The sequence below is a fragment of the Streptomyces sp. NPDC097595 genome, from assembly GCF_044761525.1.
Taxonomy (GTDB): Bacteria; Actinomycetota; Actinomycetes; order Streptomycetales; family Streptomycetaceae; genus Streptomyces; species Streptomyces drozdowiczii_A.
In genome coordinates this window covers 37,822-54,471 of sequence record NZ_JBIWCN010000026.1, presented here as the reverse complement: position 1 = coordinate 54,471, position 16,650 = coordinate 37,822, and the positions used below count along the sequence as shown (strand labels likewise).

Genomic DNA, 16,650 nt, shown 5'->3' with positions numbered 1-16,650 from the left:
GATCCGTCCGGTCGTCCGAAGGGCGTGCCTCACCCCTTGAGCCCGCCGCCGAGCCCGAAGCCGCCGCCGAGCTTGCGCGAGGCCAGGACGTACAGGAGCATCGCGGGCAGCGAATAGAGGATGGAGTAGGCGGCCAACTGGCCGTAGGCGACCGTCCCGTACTGGCCGAAGAAGGTGAACAGGCTGACGGCCGCCGGCTCGCGCTCCGGTGACTGGAGCAGAACGAAGGGAATGAAGAAGTTCCCCCACGCACCGATGAACGTGAAGACCGCGACGACCGCCATGCCCGGTGCCATCAGCGGCAGCACCACATGGCGCAGTGACTGGAGACCAGAGGCTCCGTCCACCCAGGCCGCCTCCTCCAGGGAGACCGGCACGCCGTCCATGAACCCCTTGGTCAGCCAGAGCGAGAACGGCAGCGTGGCCGTGGCGAGGAACAGCATGGTGCCCCACAGGGAGTCCACCAGCTCGATCCGGACGAAGAGTTCGTAGACGGGAACCATGATCGCGGTGACCGGGAGGCCGGTGGCGAACAGGACGCCGTAGAGGAACGGGCGGCGAAAGCGCAGCCGGTAGCGGGAGAGCGGATAGGCGGCGAACACCGAGACGACCATGTTCACCAGCGCCGCGCCACCGCACAGTACGAGGCTGTTGAGGATGGGTCGGATGCTGGTGCTCCAGTTCAGCACCGCGGAGAAGTTGCCGAGGGTCAGGTCGGGAACCGCGGCGCTTGCCGTCGCCTTCGCGTCGACGGAGGCGACGAGCAGCCAGACGAACGGGGCGGCGAAGCACACGGCGACGCCCAGCAGTACGACGTACACGACGGTGGTGGACGCGGAGCGGCGCGGCAGGCTGAGCCGGGTCAGCGAGAGCGGGGACGGCGTGGTCGGGGTCGCGGGGGAGGTCACTGGTTCAACTCCGGCTTCAGGAGGCGCAGGTACAGGAAGGAGAAGACGCCACCGATGGCCAGGAGGACGAGCGCGATCGCGGTTCCCTGCCCGAGCTGGAAGAACTTGAATGCCTGCTGGTACATGTACAGCGGGATCGTCTCGCTGGCGCCGCTGGGGCCGCCGCCGGTCAGGACGAAGATCAGTGTGAACACCGCCAGCGTCTGCAGGGTCACCACCATGAGGTTGGTGAAGACCGAGCGGCGGATCATCGGCAGCGTCACCCACCACAGGCGGGCGGCGCCGCTCGCGCCGTCGGTCGCGGCGGCGTCCTCGATCTCCGGGGGTATCTCGTCCAGCGCGGCGGTGTAGACCATCCAGGAGAACGCGGTGCCGCGCCACACATTGGCGAGGACCACGGTCAGCATGGCGTGGCTGACGAGCCAGTCGGGGGCGGGCAGGTGCAGGGACGTCAGGACGCTGTCCAGGGTGCCGCCGTCGGAGAAGAACGCGTACAGGGTGAATCCGGCGACGATCTCCGGCAGTACCCAGGCGCCGACCAGCAGCACCCCGAGTGTGGTCCGCAGCCACTGGGCGCGGCCCCGCATGAGCAGGGCGAGCGAGAGTCCGAGCCCGTTCTGGCCGAGGACCCCGGAGGCCAGGGCGAAGACCAGGGTGAGCAGGACCGACGAGCCGAACTGGTGGTCACCGAGCAGGCGGGTGAAGTTGCGCAGCCCGACGAAGTGCGGGTCACGGGCCGCGCTGCCGGTCAGCGCCGTGTCGGTGAACGCGGCGTACACGCACCACAGGACGGGCCCGACGAAGAACACCGCGAGCAGGGCGAGCGCGGGCACGAGCGGGAGCGAGCGGCGCAGGTCGCGTCGGGCTCGGCGCGGTGGGGGCGCGGCGGGGGCGCGGACCGGTCCGCGCGCTGCCCGCTCGGCGGCCGGCGGGGCGTAGATCGCCTCAGTCACGGTCCTTCACCTGCCCGTCGCCGAGGTCGTCGCGCAGCCCCGAGGCGTACGCGCGGGCGGCCTCGGCCGGGGTGGCATGCCCGGTCATCACGTCCTCCATGGCGATCTGGGCCCGGCTGGAGACCATCAGGTACGCGGCCTGGGTCGGGCGGAAACTCGTCGCCTTGAGCAGGTCGGCGAAGAGTGCGTTGGTGGGCAGGGAGTCGAGGTACGCGCGGTCGCTCAGAACGTCCCGGCGGACCGGGATCTGGGCGTTCTCGATGGCGTACTGGAGAGCTCGGCGGCGGCCGGTGGCCAGGGTGATGAAGCGGAACGCCTCGTCGGGTACGGAGCTGTGGCCACCTATCGAGAGCATCCAGCCGCCCGACAGGCTCACCCGGCCGCTGTCTCCCGGGCGCGGACCGGTCCGGGTGGGCATGGCGACGACCCCGATGTGCTCGGCCCAGCCCGGCCAGGGCGCGGAACCGCCTTTGATCCAGGTCTTCGGTGTCCAGGAGCCTTCGCCGAGTGCGATACCCACCTGCCCGGCGGGCAGCATCTCCGAGACGATCTTGTCCCGCACGGTCGGGTTGAACGACATCTGCGGGGTGGGGCCGAGCCCTTCCCGGAATACGGTGTCGACGAAGGCGAGGGTCTCTCGCAGTCCCGGGGTGTCGCCGGTCCAGGTGCGGGCGCGGGCATCGTAGAAGCCGTCGCGCGTCCCGTACAGGAGCATCAGCAGGCCCTGGGTGGTGGTGGCCTCGCCGAGGGCCTTGGTGGCGTAGAGGTTGAGGGGCACCACTCCGGGCACGCGACGACGGATGGTGCGGGCGGCGTGCAGCAGATCGGCCCAGCTCCGCGGTGTCCAGGCGGTGGGCAGACCGGCCTTGGCGAACACCCGCCTGTCGTAGAAGACGGCGCGGACGTCGGTGCCGGTGAGGACACCGTAGACGCGGCCGTCGTCGGCGCGGGTGGCGGACCGTGCCGTGGCGTCGAACTGCTCCCAGTCCTGCCAGCGGCCGAGGTGACGGTCGAGCGGCTGGAGGTAGCCCGCCTGCACGTCGGCGTTGGTCATCACGGTGTCCTGGAAGACCACGTCCGGTGCGCTCGGCGCGGACCGCTGCATCAGCTCGATCTTGGTGGCGAAGTTGCCCTGCTGGTCGGGGATGGGCACGAGTTCCACCCGCCGCCCCGGCACAGCCTTCTCGTACGCGGCGGCGGTGTCCTTCATCTGACGGTGCACGATGTCGTCGGCGCCCCAGAACGGGTAGGCGACGCGCAGCCCCCGCCCCTTGCCGGAGGCTGTGGCACAGCCTGTCACGGCCAGCGCGCCCAGGGCTCCGGCTCCTGCGGCGATGACGGCCCGGCGGGCGGGGTGCGCCGCCGAGTGGCGCGTATGTGGACTACCGGTACGGCCTGAGACGGCGGGGTTGGGTGGCGGCACGTTGTCTCCCGGGGTAGGCGGTCCGGCCCGGTCCCCGGCGCGCGACCGGCGATGCCTCCGGCGCGTTCACAACATGGGATCGATGCCATGTGGGAACGTAGCCACTTGAGCAGACAGCGTCAATGCTCCGTACGGAAGTAAGGGCTCCGCAGCGCGTACACGTGCGCGCGGGCTCACGCGGTCGACGGTGCCACCGAAGGCGGACGTGGGAGGCGACCGGGGTGGCGCGGCGGATGTCCGAATACCTGGCGGGGCTCACCGCGTGGGCCGAGCGGCATGGCGGGAGGTGTTTGACCGCGTGGGAGGCTGACCCGAGCGGCCTGGGGTGGCCGCTCGGGTCAGCCGGGCCTCGGAAGCGGTTCTCCGACCGGCGCGTCGGCTCCGCTCCGCGGAACTCACTCACCGGCGGGCACCGAAGTGCCTGGAGCCGGCTTTTACGCGAGTCCGCGGCCATTCGGTTCCGCGTTACGTCGTCGACGCCGAGGGCTGGTCTTCCCGCAGCGCCGTGAGCACGGCCAGGGGTGTCGCCGCCGCCCAGGCCTGCGGTGAGCAGGAGTGGGGATACGGCACCGGTCGGGAGTGCTGGGAGCGTGCGTAGCCCGCCATGACCTCGGGCAGCCGGTGGCCGTGGTGAGCAGATGCCTCCAGCAGGCCGAGGGCGACCTTGCGCGTCTCCTCCTTCAGACCGCACCGTGCCAGCCCGAGCAGGATGACCGCGTTGTCGTGCGGCCAGGCGGTGCCCCGGTGGTACGAGAGCGGGTGGTAACCGGGCTGGCCGGACGCCAGCGTACGGATCGCCCAGCCCGAGAAGAAGTCCGGCTCCAGCAGGCGCCGGCCCACACGCTGTGCGTGCGCCGCGTCCAGGATGCCGGACCACAGCAGGTGCCCCGCGTCCGAGGCCAGCGAGTCGACCTGCCGGCCACGGCCGTCCAGGGCCAGCGCCGGGAAGTCGGGGCCGGACATCCAGAAGTCCCGCAGGAACCTGTCCCGCAGACCGGCGGCAGCGCTGTCGAGGCGGTCGGCGTACGCGGCGTCGTCCCACACCGAGCGGGCAAGGCGTGCGGTACGCACCAGCGCGTCGTAGGCGTACCCCTGGGCCTCCGCGACGGCGATCGGGCCCTCGGCCTGGGAACCGTCGAGGAAGCAGATCGCGCCTTCGGAGTCCTTCCAGTTCTGGTTCACCAGGCCCTGCGGGTCGGGCGAGTAGACCAGATAGCCGCTCCCGTCGAGGCCGCCGTCGCGGAACATCCAGGACACGGCGGCCCGCGCCTGGTCCTCCAGGCGGGTCGCGAGCGTGCGGTCGCCGGTGGTCTCCGTATAGCTGTCCAGGAGCACCAGGAAGAGCGGGGTGGCGTCGACCGAGCCGTAGTAACGGCCGTACGGGACCTGGCGGAAGTGGGCCAGTTCGCCGTGCCGGATCTCGTGGACGATGCGCCCCGGCTGTTCCCCGCGGCCCGCGTCGTACTCCGTGCCCTGGGTCGCCGCGAGGGCGCGCAGGGTGCCCTCCGCCAGTTCCGGCCGGTAGGGCAGCGCGAAGAGGGAGGTGAAGAGGGAGTCCCGCCCGAAGAGTGTGAGGAACCAGGGGATTCCCGCTGCGGGCACCTGGACGTGTTCGCCGTCCGGGCCGGTGGCCGGAACCCGCAGCGCCGCCAGGTCGCTCAGTCCGCGGGCGCACGCGTCGGCCAGCCCTTCGGGTGCGCCGGGAGGAAGGGGCAACGGGGCGGCCGTGAAGGCCGCCGTGTCCGCCGCGTGCTCCGCGACGGCCTCGGCCGGGGTGCCGACCGGGGCCGGATCGGGCGCGCCATGGGCGAACGCCTCGACGGTGAGCAGGAGTTCGGCCGCGCCGTGGGCGGGCAGCTGCAGATGCCAGTCCAGCCGGTGGGCGGTGCTCGGCGCCCCGGCCGGCCGGACGGCTGCCGGGGCCGGGGAGGAGCGGACCGCCGTACGCGACAGCCATGCGCCGCGCTCGTACGTGAAGGTGACTCCCCCGGCGTGGACGCTCGCCGTGCGCTTGGCGCCGTCCTTCTCGTACCGGCGCTTGTCGGACCGCAGCTCGAACTGGTCCGCGAAGTCGGCGTCCGCGGTGAGCGAGAGGACCGCGTTGACCGGCACCGGACGGTTGTTGACCAGTCGCAGACACTCCGTCAGTACACCTGCGGAGACGGCCTGTTCACGGAAGACGGTGTACGCGGCCGGCTCGTCCCGGGTGCCCGGCGGCGTGAGGACGCACAGGGCGGACGCCTCGCCGGCCGACGGCACCAGTACCTCCGGCGCCGCACCGTCGACGGTCAGCGTCCACCGGCTCAGATGCCGTGCGTCGCGGTGGAACAGTCCGTCGGGTGAGGTGCCGCGACGGCCTCCCACACCGCCGTCGGCCCCGAGGACGGCGAAGGTGCCCGCGTGGACCAGGGTGGTGTCCGCTGCCCCGCTCACGTGCGTACTCCGATCGACGCGTCAGTGCTGCCGTCGTCCGCCTCTTCCGCCAGCAGGTCGAGAGTGAGGGCCGCGGTCCAGCCGAAGGCGCGGGTGCCGCGGGCCTCTGCCGTGAACGGGTCCACGTACTCGGCGAAGGAACTGGCGCCCGCCGCGTCGAGCATGGCCGCCCGCAGCGCCGCCGCCGCACGGACCTGTCCGTACTGGCGCAGCCCCCGCTCCAGCAGCCAGTTGGTGTTGAACCAGGCGGGACCGCGCCAGTAGCGCGACGGGTCGAAGGCGTGCCCGGTCAGGTCGTACGACGGTGCCATGGGGACCTCGCCGAGCAGGAAGGCACTGCCCCGCGCCGTGTGCAGGAGCGCATCAATGATGTCCTGCGGGAGGCCGGGGACGATGAGCGGGACGAGCCCGGCGACGCTGCGCTCGGCGATCAGCTCGCCGCCGACCAGGTCGCGGGAGAGGAACATGCCATCGGCGGGCGACCAGAGCCGCTCCACCAGGGCGGTGGTCAGGCGGGCCGCCCGCGCCGCGTGGGGTGCGGGGTCCGCGCCGGTCTCGGCGGCGATCCGGGCCAGGGCGTGTTCCGAGACGATCAGGAGCGCGTTGACGCACGGGTCCTCGACGGCGAAGGCGTGGGTGCCTCGCACGTCCGCGTAGCCGCTGTCCCGGTAGTCGGCGGCGAGCCGGACGTACCGGCCGTAGTCCAGGTCGGTGGGGCGTTCCGCGGCCTGCCCGTGGTCGAGGTCGGCGCGCCGGTAGGAACCGGGCGCGGCCGGCTCGACGCGCCGCAACGGGCCGTCCCAGGAGGGGCTGTTGTCCATACCGGGTTCCCACGGGTGCACCATGGCCGCCAGCCCGCCGCCTCCGAGGTCGCGGCGGTCCGTGAGGTAGTCGTGCCAGGCCACCAGCCGGTCGTACACCCGGGGCAGGAAGCCGCGGCGGCGCGAGGTCTCCGGGTCGGCCTGGTGGACGAGCCAGGCGGCGAGCGCGTGTACCGGGGGCTGCACGATGCCGGAGGTCTCGGTGCCGGCCGGGGCTCCGGCGGGGGCGCCGTCGGTGGAGGAGCGCCAGAAGTCGGGGCTGGGGAAGTAGGCGTCGAGGGGTACCTCGGGGCTGAACACGATGTGGGGGACGCGCCCGTCGGCCCACTGGGCACCCATCAGGCTCTCCAGTTCGCGCTGGGCCCGGCGCACCGACAGGTGGCGCAGGCCGATCGCGATGAAGGCCGAGTCCCAGCTCCACTGGTGCGGGTACAGGCCGTGGGACGGGATGGTGGAGGAGCCCGTCCAGTTGGTGAGGAGTACCCGTGCCGCGCCGTGCCGAAGGGTCAGGTCGTCGGCGTCGGCGGGCACGGGGGTTTCGAGGAGCGAGGTCACGCGCCGGACCTCCGGAGGAACGCCGGGATGGACCGTACGGCCGCGAGCGGGTCGCCGGTCAGCCGGCACTCGGCGGCGAGGTAGCCGTCGTAGCCGATGCTGTGCAGCGCGCCGATCCAGGCCGGCCAGTCGAGGTGACCGGCGCCCGGCTGGAACCGGTTGGAGTCGCTGACCTGGGTGTGGCCGATGTAGGGGGCGGCCGCCAGGATCGAGGCCGAGGGGTCGGCCTCCTCGATGTTCATGTGGTAGCTGTCGATGCCGATGCGGACGGAGTCCAGGCCCACCGTGCGGATCAGGTCGACGGCCTGGTCCAGCCGGTTGACCATGTGGTCCTCGTAGCGGTTGAGCGGCTCCAGGTAGAGGGTGACGCCCTCCCGGCGGGCGTGCTCGCCCAGCTCGGAGAGACCGGCCAGCAGCACCTCGCGGTCCTGCTCCTCGGTGCGCGGCGGCTCGAAGGGAGGGAGCCGGCGCGAGAACATCCCGTACGACGCCGGGGTCTGCACGCCGAGCGCACCGATCTCGGCGGCGACGGAGAGCTGCGACTTCATCTGCTCCAGGGCGTCGCGGCGCAGGTCGTCGTCGAACGCGGCGAAGAAGTGCAGCATCTCGACGCAGACGGTCGGCATGACCACGCCGTCCGCGAGGGCCTGCTTGAGCTCCGGCAGACGGTCGCGGAAGTGGAAGTCACCCTTGGACCGCAGCTCCACGGCGTCGTAGCCGGCGTCCTGGGCGAAGGCCCACTTCTCCTGGAGCGTGTCCCCGGGGAGGAGCTGTTCCTGGCAGGCGGTTTTCAGCATGGGATGCCTTTCGGCGCCGACGGAGGGCGCTCGGGGGATTCTGATGGGTGTGTCGGGGGCCGGCGGCTGCGCCGGGCTGCCGGAGCCGGGGCCTGTCGGGCCGGTGACGCCGGGCTCAGAACTCCAGGACGACCTGGAGGGCGTCGGCGGGCGTCTCGTCGAGCAGCACATACGCGTCGGCGGCCTCCGCCACCGGGACGACATGGCTGACCAGGGACTTCACATCGACCTGGCCCTCGGCGACCAGCGACAGGAAGGTCTGCTGGAGCCGCTCGACGGTCCAGCGTCCCGCCAGCTGCGGGGGCACCCCGCCGATCTGGGAGCAGATCAGCTGCACCCGGTTGTGGTGGAACTCGTCGCCGAGACGCAGCCCCGCGCCGTCGCCCTGGTAGAAGCCGGACGCCACGACCCGGCCGCCGACGGTGACCGAGCGGACGGCCTCGTGCAGGGCCGGGTAGACCCCGCTGATCTCGATGGCGACATCGGCGCCGGCCCCCGCGGTGGCCGCCCGGATGCGTTCGGCGACGCTGTCGGTGCGGGCGTTGAGGGTGTGCCGGGCACCGTACTCACGGGCCGTCGCGAGCCGGCCGTCGAGCGCGTCGACCGCGGTGACCCGGGCGCCGTTGAGCTGGGCGAGGCGGGTGGTGAGCAGGCCGATGACGCCCTGGCCGAAGACGGCGACGTCCTCGCCCAGGTGGATGTCGGCGGCCAGGATCGCGTTGTACGCGATGGCGCCGACCCGGGCGAAGGCCCCCGCGAGCGGTTCGAGACCTGCGGGCAGGGTGTGGCCGACCATGCGCCCGGCCGGGACGATGCCCTCGCTGCGGTGGCCCCAGATGCCCCAGACCAGGTCGCCCACGATCGGCATGCCGGGCGTGCCGACGAGCTCCGGGGACACCTCGGTGACCTCGCCGACCTCGGAGTAGCCCCAGCCGGCCACCGGGTACTCGATGCCGGCCGCCCCGTCGCGGAAGATCCGGGCCTCGGCATCCCAGGTGCGCGTGAGGTACGGATTTGTCCCTCGGTAGGCGGTGAGTTCCGTTCCTGCGGAAATGCCGGAGTAGCGGGTGCGGACCCGCAGATGCCCGGCGGGCAGCGGGGCGCTCTCGTGCTCGGCGACTTCGACCTGACGGGGGCCGGTGAACTGGACGACGCGTTCCACGGGGGGCTCCGGTAGTGCTGGGAGGGGTGTTGCTCGCTGACTTCCGTCGAAGATATCTCAGAGTTATGTCTTGTCAAGAAGCAAAAGTGATGCTGAGATGCGTGAGGTAAGTGCGTAAGTGGCGTGAGGACAGAGCATGGTGATGAAGACCCGACGGTCGAGGGTGACCCTGTTCGGGCTCGCCGCGACCCTGGTCGGGGGCCTGCTGGCGGGCTGCTCCGGCAGCTCGGGCGCGGAGCGGCCCGACAACAGGATCACGGTGTGGTCGCAGGAGAACCTGCCGCCGCGGATGGCCGCGACCAGAAAGGTCATCAGCCGCTTCGAGAAGGAGAGCGGCGTCAAGGTCGACCTCGTCGGGGTGGACGAGGCGCAGCTGCCGCAGCTGATCATGTCCGCGGCGGCGGCCGGCAAGCTCCCGGACGTCATCGGAGCGGTCCCGATGGGCCAGGTCTGGCAGATGTACGGCAACGGCCTGCTGAACACCAAGGTCGCGAACCGCATCGTGAAGGACCTGAAGCCGGACACGTTCAACAGCAACGCGCTCGCGCTCACCTCCGACGGGGACACCCGGCTCGGGGTCCCCTCCGACGCCTGGCTCCAGATCCTCGTCTACCGCAAGGACCTGTTCGCCAAGGCCGGACTCGACGCACCGGACGACTACCGGAGCGCCCTGAAGGCCGCCGCCACGCTCGACAAGGGCGGCCGGGACGGCATCTCGCTGGCCACCGACCCCTCGGACGTCTTCACCCAGCAGAGCTTCGAGGACCTCGCCCTGGCGAACGGCTGCCAGCTGGTCGATGAGGCCGGCAAGCCCGCCCTCGACTCCCCCGCGTGCCGCACCGCCTTCAAGGCGTACAACACCCTCGCACGCGAGCACGGGGCTCCCGGCACCCAGAGCGTGGACACCACCCGCGCCACCTACTTCGCCGGCAAGTCGTCGATGATGGTCTGGTCGTCCTTCCTGCTCGACGAACTGGCGGGCCTGCGCTCGGACGCGCTGCCCAGCTGCCCGGAGTGCAAGAAGGACCCCAAGTTCCTCGCCCGCAACACCGGTGTCGTCACCGCGCTGAAGGGCCCCGACGGCAAGGAACCCGCGCAGTTCGGCGAGATCACGTCATGGGCGGTCACCAGGACCGCCGAGACGGGAGCCTCCCAGAAGTTCATCGAGTACATGATGGGCAAGGGGTACGCCGACTGGTTCGGCATGGCCCCGGAGGGCAAGCTCCCCGTCCGCACCGGTACGGCACAGAAGCCCGGCTCCTTCGAGCAGGACTGGCGCGCCAGCGTCATGGGCGTCGACCACCGCGAATCCATGCAGAAGGCCTATCCCCCGGCCCTGCTGGACCAGCTCGTCAAGGGCGTCGGCGGCATGCAGCGGTGGGGCCTCACCCAAGGGCAGGGCACCCTCGTCGGTGCCACGAACGGCGAGCTCCCCGTAGCGAAGGCCATCGGCGCGATGACCAGCGGCCAGATCTCGCCCGACCAGGCCGCGAAGGAGGCCGACGACGAAGTGACCGCCCTCCAGAAGTCCCTCCAGTAGCTCCACGCCGCTCCCCCACGAGGTAACCGTCCCATGAGCACAATCACGAGCGGCGCGAAGAAGCGCCGCGTCCCACCGCAGAGTTCGAGCAGGCGGGAGAACCGCGCAGGGCTCGCCTTCGTGACCCCCACCTTCCTCGTGGTCCTGGTCGTGGTGATCCTGCCGATCCTGTGGACCGTCCTGCTCGCCTTCCAGAACGCCAAGCTGGTGAACATCCAGGAGAACGGCCTCTTCGGCCGCTGGACCCTGGACAACTTCTCCCAGGTCTTCGGCTCACCAGGCTTCTGGAGCAGCCTCGGCACCACTCTCCTCTACACCGTCGGCGCCACCGCCGGCTCCGTCGCCCTCGGACTGATCGCGGCCCTCGCCCTGCGGAAACCCTTCCGCGGACGGGGCGTGCTGCGCGCCGCCATGCTGCTGCCGTACGTCGCACCCGTCGTCGCGGTCTCCTTCGTCTGGGAGGTCGCGCTCAGCCCGCAGTACGGCATCGTGAACGAGTGGGGCCGCAAGCTCTTCGGGTGGGACGACCCCATCGCCTTCCTCTCCACCCGGTCCTACGAGGTCGGCGCCCTGGGCGTCCACTTCCACATCCCGCTGGCGCTGCTCACCGTCATCGCCTTCGAGACCTGGCGCTACTTCCCGTTCGCCTTCCTCTTCATGCTCGCCCGCCTCCAGGCGGTACCGGCCGGCCTGGAGGAGGCCGCGGAGGTCGACGGAGCCACCCTCTCCCAGCGCTTCCGGCACATCCTGCTGCCGCAGCTGATGCCGGTCATCGCCCTGCTGTCCGTCCTGCGCTTCATCATGACGTTCAACAAGTTCGACGACATCTACCTGCTCACCGGCGGAGGTTCCGGCACCGACGTGGTGGCGGTCCGCGTGTACGACTTCCTCACCTCGCGCTTCGACGTAGGGGCCGCCTCCGCGCAGGCGCTCGTCCTCGCCGTCGTGCTCATGGCCCTCCTGGGCATCTACTTCAAGTTCTTCGGCAAGAAGATGCAGGAGGAGTCGGCATGACCAGCGCCCCCACCCTCACCCGCGACGAGACGCGGCGCACCACCCGCCCGCAGCCCGCGCCGCGGCGGAACCGGCTCACCCGCGCCCAGTTCGAGGAACGGTTCTTCGGCGTCATGCGCTGGGTGGTGATCGCCTTCCTCGCCGCGATCACGATCGTGCCCTTCTACTACATGCTGATGCTGTCGGTGAAGCCCATCGACGCACTGCTCCTCGACCCCGGCAACCTCTGGGTCTCGGCGAAGGACTTCACGCTCGACACGTACGAGAGCGTCCTGAAGTCCTCGGCGGACGGCGGCCAGGGCTTCCTCGGCATGCTGCTCAACTCCGCGCTCGTCGCGATCGCCACGGTCCTGCTCACGCTCGCCGCCGCCGTACCGGGCGCCTACGCCGTCAGCCGGCTGAAGTTCTTCGGCAACCGCCAGATCAGCGCCCTCTTCCTGGCCGTCTACCTGTTCCCGGCCACCCTGCTCGCCGTGCCGCTCTTCGTCATGTTCGCGAAGATGGGGCTGTCGGGCAGTCTCGTCGGGCTCGCCATCGTCTACATCGCGCAGACCGTCCCCGTCTCCATCTACATGCTGAAGAACTACTTCGTCACCATCCCCTTCAGCATCGAGGAGGCGGCGGCGATCGACGGGGCGTCACGGCTGCAGACCGTACGCAAGATCATCCTGCCGCTCGCGCTGCCGACCCTGATGGCCACCGGGCTGTACGTCTTCATGATCGCCTGGAACGAGTTCCTGTTCGCCCTCCTCTTCCTGGCGGCCGATCCCGACCGGTGGACGGTCTCGCTCGGTCTCCAGCAACTGGCCAACGGCATCGAGGTGTCCAAGACGGTACTCATGGCCGGATCGGTCGTGCTGACCATCCCTGTGGTACTCCTGTTCTTCTCCGCCGAACGGCTCCTCACCGAGGGTCTGACCAGCGGTGCGGACAAGGGCTGAGGGCGAGGACGACGGGGATGGCACGAAACCAGGCCGGCGCGGGACATCTGCTGCAGCTCATCCGCAGCGGCGAGGCCACCACGCGCGGTGAGCTCCAGCAGGCCACCGGCCTGTCCCGCTCCACGGTGGGACACCGGCTCGACCAGCTCTTCGGGGCGGGGTGGCTGCGCGGCGCGACGGGCACCTCCACCGGCGGGCGCCCCTCCGCCCGGCTGGAGTTCGACCCGACGCACGCCGTGGTGCTCGTCGCCGACCTGGAGACCCGGCACGCGCGCGCCGCCGTCCTCGATCTGGCCGGTACCGTCCTCGCCGAGCACACCGGCGCCCTCGTCATCGCCGACGGCCCCGACATCGTCCTGGACCGGCTGGCAGGCTGGTTCGGGCCGTTGCTCGCGGAGGCGGGCGTGGGCGCCGAGCGGGTCTGCGGCATAGGGCTCTCTGTACCGGGGCCGGTCGACTGGGAGACCGCCCGGATCGTCGAGCCGCCGATCATGCCCGGCTGGGACCGCTTTCCCGTGCGAGAACGGCTGCGCGAGGCATGGATCGAACACGTCGGCCCGACGCCGGGCGCGGGGCCACTGCCCGTGTTCGTCGACAACGACGCCAACCTGATGGCTCTGGCCGAACAGCGGGTCAGCCATCCGGACTGCAGCGCCTTCGTTCTGGTCAAGGCGTCCACGGGGATCGGCGCCGGCGTCGTCGTCAAGGGCGAGGTCTACCGGGGCGTCGACGGCGGGGCGGGCGACATCGGCCACATCCGCCTGCACGACCGTCTCGACGCCCTGTGCATGTGCGGGTCCTACGGGTGCCTCGCCGCCGTCGCCAGCGGCCGGTCCATCGCCGGCCAGCTCACGGCGGCCGGTGTGCCGACCGCGTCGGGGTCGGACGTACGCGAACACCTCGCCGCCGGCCAGCCCGATGCCGTCAGGCTCGCCCGGGAGGCGGGACAGCGCGTCGGCGAGGTCCTGGTCACGGTCGTCACCCTGCTCAACCCGGGCGTCCTGATGCTCAGCGGTGACCTCGCCGGTGCCCCCTTCCTCACCGGCGTACGCGAACTCATCTACCAGCGCGCCATGCCCCGCACCACCGCCCACCTCCAGGTCGTCACCTCCGAACTGGGCGACCGGGCCGCCCTGGTCGGCGCCGCCCGCATGGTGATCGACCACCTGTACGCCCCCGATCGCGCCGACGCCCGCCTCGCGGCTCTGGCCAAGGCCACAGCCGGCGCCTGAGCCGTCCGGGCGGCCGGCCCCGGCGGCCGATCGCACCACACCCGCACACTCCACGGAGAGCACCATGTCCAGCACCACCCCCCTCCCGCCCGCCTGGTCCCATGAACCGGTCCGCGTGGGCCTCGTCGGTGCGGGCCCGTGGGCCCGCACCATGCACGCGCGGACGCTCGCCGCCGGACCCGAGACGGTGCTCGCGGGGGTCTGGGCCCGCCGCCCGGAAGCGGCGGCCGAGGTCGCCGCGCCCTACGGGGCACCGGTGGCGGGCTCCTTCGAGGAACTCCTCGACACGTGCGAGGCGATAGCCTTCGCCGTACCGCCCGCCGTCCAGGCCGCGCTGGCCCCCCGCGCCGCCGCCGCGGGCCGCGCCCTCCTCCTGGAGAAACCGCTGGGCGCCGACCTCGACACCGCACGCGCGGTCGCGGACGCCGTCGCCGAGCACGGGGTGGTCTCCCAGCTCGTCCTGACGAAGCGGTACCACCCGGTCACCCGCGCCTTCCTCGCCGAGGCCGCCGGACACCAGGTGACGGGGGCCCGCTCCTGCTATCTGCACGGGGCGTTCCTCGGCGGGGAGTTCGCCACCTCCTGGCGGCTGGAACACGGCGCCCTGCTCGACCTCGGCCCGCACCTCCTCGACATCCTGGACACCGCGGTCGCGCCCATCGTCTCCGTACGGGCCACCGGCGACCCGCGCCGCTGGGTCGAGCTGACCTGCGAGCACGAGAACGGCGCCGTCAGCCAGGCGTCCCTCTCCGGCTGCGTGCAGCTCCCCAGGGCGAGGACCCGGGTCGAACTCTTCGGGCCTGAGAAGGAGTTGGTGTACGACACGGCGGGCATCGACCACGAGGAGTGCTGGCCCGTCCTCCGGCGCGAGTTCGCCACCGCGATCCGCACCGCCACCGGCACCGGCATCGACGCGAAGCACGGCCTGCACCTGCAGAAGCTCCTCGACATGGCTGCCCGTACGGGCGGTCAGCGGATTCCCGCTTGCGTCGCGATCGGGGCCGGCGAGGTCATGGACGCCCACCGACTCGCCGAGCGCTCGGCGTGACGAACTCCCTGAGCAATCACGGGGAACTGGCCTGCCGGCCCCAGACTTTTCGGGCCTGCGTCGACTCCCGGGGCCGGTGCGAGCGTGCGTGCCGCCGACCGCGCATGCCTTGACAGGTGAAAGGGGATCCGCCCCAACGAGGCGTCCGGTCGCGCGTCCTGAAGCGGCCCCCGACCATCGTCGTTCGACCCAGCCGAGATGCTGGACCATCCCGACTGGCGAACAACCGAGCGGGTCGACGGGCGTTCGGAGCTGGTCGTCGAAGAGTTCGGCGAACTTTCGCATCAGGGCCTCTCGGCACCACCCCAGGTAGCCGAGGAGCAGTTCATGGGCGTCGGAGACGTCGACGGCCGGGTCCTCCTGCCCACGTTAACGGTGGGGGGATCGACGGCTTCGAGGGGTGAGCCGACCGCGTAGGGCCGTCGGAGTCGCCGGGCTGGATCCTCACCAGGTCCGTGTCCCTGGCCTGGACCGCGGAAATCAGGGAGGACTGGCCGCCCATCGCATCGCTCGTACCGGCCCCCGCGACGGGACCAGGAGTACGGCCGGAGTCGATCGAGCCTGGTGTCCTGCGGCCCCTCCACTGGCACCAGGCAACGCAGCGCCGCACCGACAAGGCCGCCGCCGTTCACGTCCTCCCGGCGGTGCCGGCAGCAGCCCCGACCAGACATCTGCGGCGTCGCCCGGCTGTCCCGGTCGCTTCAGTGGACGACGGCGCGCCAGGCCACCAACCCTGGCCGGTCCGCCTCAGCGAAACCCACCGCGAACGGTTTGTCGTCGCCGGTCACCAGGTGAACGCTGCATTCAGTCACGCTGTCGCCCGGCGGAACCAGCTGCGTGACCCAGTCGGTCGGGCAGCCGGGGATCTCCTTTGCGCCCTGGACGAAGGGAATCTTGCCCGGTATCTGCCGACCGCCTTCGGTGATCAGCCGTACCTGGCCGACCTGGTGGGCGTAGAGGTCCTTCGGCCCGGGGCTGGTGTAGGTGACCGAAACGTAATACGGGGTGCCGTGTCTCTCGTTCTCATTGAGGTCGAGGTCCAGGCTTGCCAGGTCGGCGAGGCGGCCCCGGCGTACGGAAACCAGCCTGGCGGGCAGTTCGAGCACACCGTCCTCAATGTCGTTCCACCGAACGCGGACGCTGTCGCCCGGCTCGGACAGTCCGGCGGACGCCGCCTCCAAGCCCCCCTTGACGGGCCAGGTGGCGACCGCGCCGCCCTCGTCGAAGTAGCCGTCCGCGCTGTGCGTCAGCGACAGCACGTCCACACCCTCGCGCAGCGCGTAGGCCACGCACGTCTCGTACGAGTCGCCGGGTGCCAGCGTCTTGGGCGCGGTGTCCGCGCAGGGCAGGTCGACCCCGCCCGGCCGACCGCCGCTCAGGTAGATCTTCTCACCCTGCGTCCAGTCGGTGCCGTTCAGGGAGAGTTTGCTGTAGACCATGTAGGCGGCGGGGATCTCCTCAGGGCCGGTGTTGGTGACCTTGAAAGTGAGGTAGTGGGGGACCGTGCCCTTCAGTCCCTTGTCCACACGCGCGCCCCGCATGTCTTCCTTTGAGCCCCGGACCAGGCTCTCGACCGTGATCCTGACCTTGTACGACCGGTCGTCGGTGTCCGTGTGCACGACGTCGCGTGCCTCGGTCCGCACCGGCAGGTCCACCCAGGAGGAAGGCCTCTCTGTGACTTGCTCCACGGCCTTACCCGCCCCAGGGCCCCCGGTGCCCCCGGTGCACCCGGTGCACCCGGTGCACCCGGTGAGGAGAGGAATCGATGCCGCGCCTATCAAGACGTATCTGACGTAGTCGGACAGGCGCATGGATACCCTTTG

The 16,650-nt window shown here is 71.2% G+C and carries 13 protein-coding genes and 1 pseudogene; 5 read left to right on the top strand and 9 right to left on the bottom strand.

Going from position 1 to position 16,650, the window contains the following annotated elements; genetic code table 11:
* Positions 1-29 precede the first annotated feature (29 nt).
* From ACIQZN_RS31360 to ACIQZN_RS31330, 7 genes are all read right to left on the bottom strand, one after another.
* Positions 30-908 carry a carbohydrate ABC transporter permease gene (locus ACIQZN_RS31360; RefSeq protein ID WP_404001147.1) on the bottom strand — a complete coding sequence of 293 codons (879 nt, stop codon included), beginning with the start codon at positions 906-908 and terminating at the stop codon, positions 30-32.
* Positions 905-1,861, bottom strand: a complete 957-nt coding sequence (locus ACIQZN_RS31355; RefSeq protein ID WP_404001144.1) for a carbohydrate ABC transporter permease — start codon at positions 1,859-1,861, stop codon at positions 905-907. Before ACIQZN_RS31355 ends, ACIQZN_RS31360 begins: the two co-directional genes overlap by 4 nt.
* Positions 1,854-3,161, bottom strand: a complete 1,308-nt coding sequence (locus ACIQZN_RS31350; protein WP_404001142.1) for an extracellular solute-binding protein — start codon at positions 3,159-3,161, stop codon at positions 1,854-1,856. The genes ACIQZN_RS31355 and ACIQZN_RS31350 overlap by 8 nt, the downstream gene beginning before the upstream one ends.
* A gap of 588 nt (positions 3,162-3,749) precedes the next feature.
* A complete protein-coding gene (locus ACIQZN_RS31345; protein ID WP_404001139.1) occupies positions 3,750-5,717 on the bottom strand; it encodes a glycogen debranching N-terminal domain-containing protein in 1,968 nt (655 codons plus the stop codon).
* Positions 5,714-7,093 carry an MGH1-like glycoside hydrolase domain-containing protein gene (locus ACIQZN_RS31340; RefSeq protein WP_404001136.1) on the bottom strand — a complete coding sequence of 460 codons (1,380 nt, stop codon included), beginning with the start codon at positions 7,091-7,093 and terminating at the stop codon, positions 5,714-5,716. The genes ACIQZN_RS31345 and ACIQZN_RS31340 overlap by 4 nt, the downstream gene beginning before the upstream one ends.
* Positions 7,090-7,890: a TIM barrel protein gene (locus ACIQZN_RS31335; protein WP_404001134.1), complete on the bottom strand. Its 801-nt coding sequence runs from the start codon at positions 7,888-7,890 to the stop codon at positions 7,090-7,092. Before ACIQZN_RS31335 ends, ACIQZN_RS31340 begins: the two co-directional genes overlap by 4 nt.
* 115 nt (positions 7,891-8,005) lie before the next feature.
* The gene (locus ACIQZN_RS31330; protein ID WP_404001131.1) at positions 8,006-9,052 is read right to left on the bottom strand and encodes a zinc-binding alcohol dehydrogenase; all 1,047 of its coding nucleotides are present in this window, start codon (positions 9,050-9,052) and stop codon (positions 8,006-8,008) included.
* A gap of 136 nt (positions 9,053-9,188) precedes the next feature.
* Between ACIQZN_RS31330 and ACIQZN_RS31325 the strand changes: the two genes are divergently transcribed.
* The 5 genes from ACIQZN_RS31325 to ACIQZN_RS31305 all read left to right on the top strand — a co-directional run bounded on the left by ACIQZN_RS31325 (position 9,189) and on the right by ACIQZN_RS31305 (position 14,827).
* Positions 9,189-10,592, top strand: a complete 1,404-nt coding sequence (locus tag ACIQZN_RS31325; protein WP_404001128.1) for an ABC transporter substrate-binding protein — start codon at positions 9,189-9,191, stop codon at positions 10,590-10,592.
* 33 nt (positions 10,593-10,625) lie between these two features.
* Positions 10,626-11,606, top strand: a complete 981-nt coding sequence (locus ACIQZN_RS31320; RefSeq protein ID WP_404001125.1) for a carbohydrate ABC transporter permease — start codon at positions 10,626-10,628, stop codon at positions 11,604-11,606.
* 113 nt (positions 11,607-11,719) lie between these two features.
* Complete coding sequence (locus tag ACIQZN_RS31315) at positions 11,720-12,547, top strand: carbohydrate ABC transporter permease (RefSeq protein ID WP_404001292.1); 828 nt, start codon at positions 11,720-11,722, stop codon at positions 12,545-12,547.
* A 17-nt stretch (positions 12,548-12,564) separates the two neighbouring features.
* Positions 12,565-13,779 carry an ROK family transcriptional regulator gene (locus tag ACIQZN_RS31310; protein WP_404001122.1) on the top strand — a complete coding sequence of 405 codons (1,215 nt, stop codon included), beginning with the start codon at positions 12,565-12,567 and terminating at the stop codon, positions 13,777-13,779.
* 64 nt (positions 13,780-13,843) lie between these two features.
* Positions 13,844-14,827 (top strand): Gfo/Idh/MocA family protein, encoded by a 984-nt coding sequence (locus tag ACIQZN_RS31305; RefSeq protein WP_404001119.1) that lies wholly within the window; start codon positions 13,844-13,846, stop codon positions 14,825-14,827.
* A gap of 162 nt (positions 14,828-14,989) precedes the next feature.
* Here ACIQZN_RS31305 and ACIQZN_RS31300 read toward each other — a convergent pair.
* Together ACIQZN_RS31300 and ACIQZN_RS31295 are read right to left on the bottom strand one after the other, a co-directional pair.
* Positions 14,990-15,136 (bottom strand): annotated as a pseudogene (locus ACIQZN_RS31300) (DUF664 domain-containing protein); the annotation flags it as partial.
* Positions 15,137-15,528: 392 nt separating this feature from the next.
* Complete coding sequence (locus ACIQZN_RS31295; RefSeq protein WP_404001116.1) at positions 15,529-16,470, bottom strand: hypothetical protein; 942 nt, start codon at positions 16,468-16,470, stop codon at positions 15,529-15,531.
* Positions 16,471-16,650 lie beyond the last annotated feature (180 nt).

What these genes read in the sequence shown, in the direction of transcription:
- ACIQZN_RS31335 (WP_404001134.1), bottom strand. Translation starts at nt 7,890, where the DNA reads ATGCTGAAAACCGCCTGCCAGGAACAGCTCCTCCCCGGGGACACGCTC.
- ACIQZN_RS31325 (WP_404001128.1), top strand. Translation starts at nt 9,189, where the DNA reads ATGGTGATGAAGACCCGACGGTCGAGGGTGACCCTGTTCGGGCTCGCC.
- ACIQZN_RS31320 (WP_404001125.1), top strand. Translation starts at nt 10,626, where the DNA reads ATGAGCACAATCACGAGCGGCGCGAAGAAGCGCCGCGTCCCACCGCAG.
- ACIQZN_RS31315 (WP_404001292.1), top strand. Translation starts at nt 11,720, where the DNA reads ATGCGCTGGGTGGTGATCGCCTTCCTCGCCGCGATCACGATCGTGCCC.
- ACIQZN_RS31310 (WP_404001122.1), top strand. Translation starts at nt 12,565, where the DNA reads ATGGCACGAAACCAGGCCGGCGCGGGACATCTGCTGCAGCTCATCCGC.
- ACIQZN_RS31305 (WP_404001119.1), top strand. Translation starts at nt 13,844, where the DNA reads ATGTCCAGCACCACCCCCCTCCCGCCCGCCTGGTCCCATGAACCGGTC.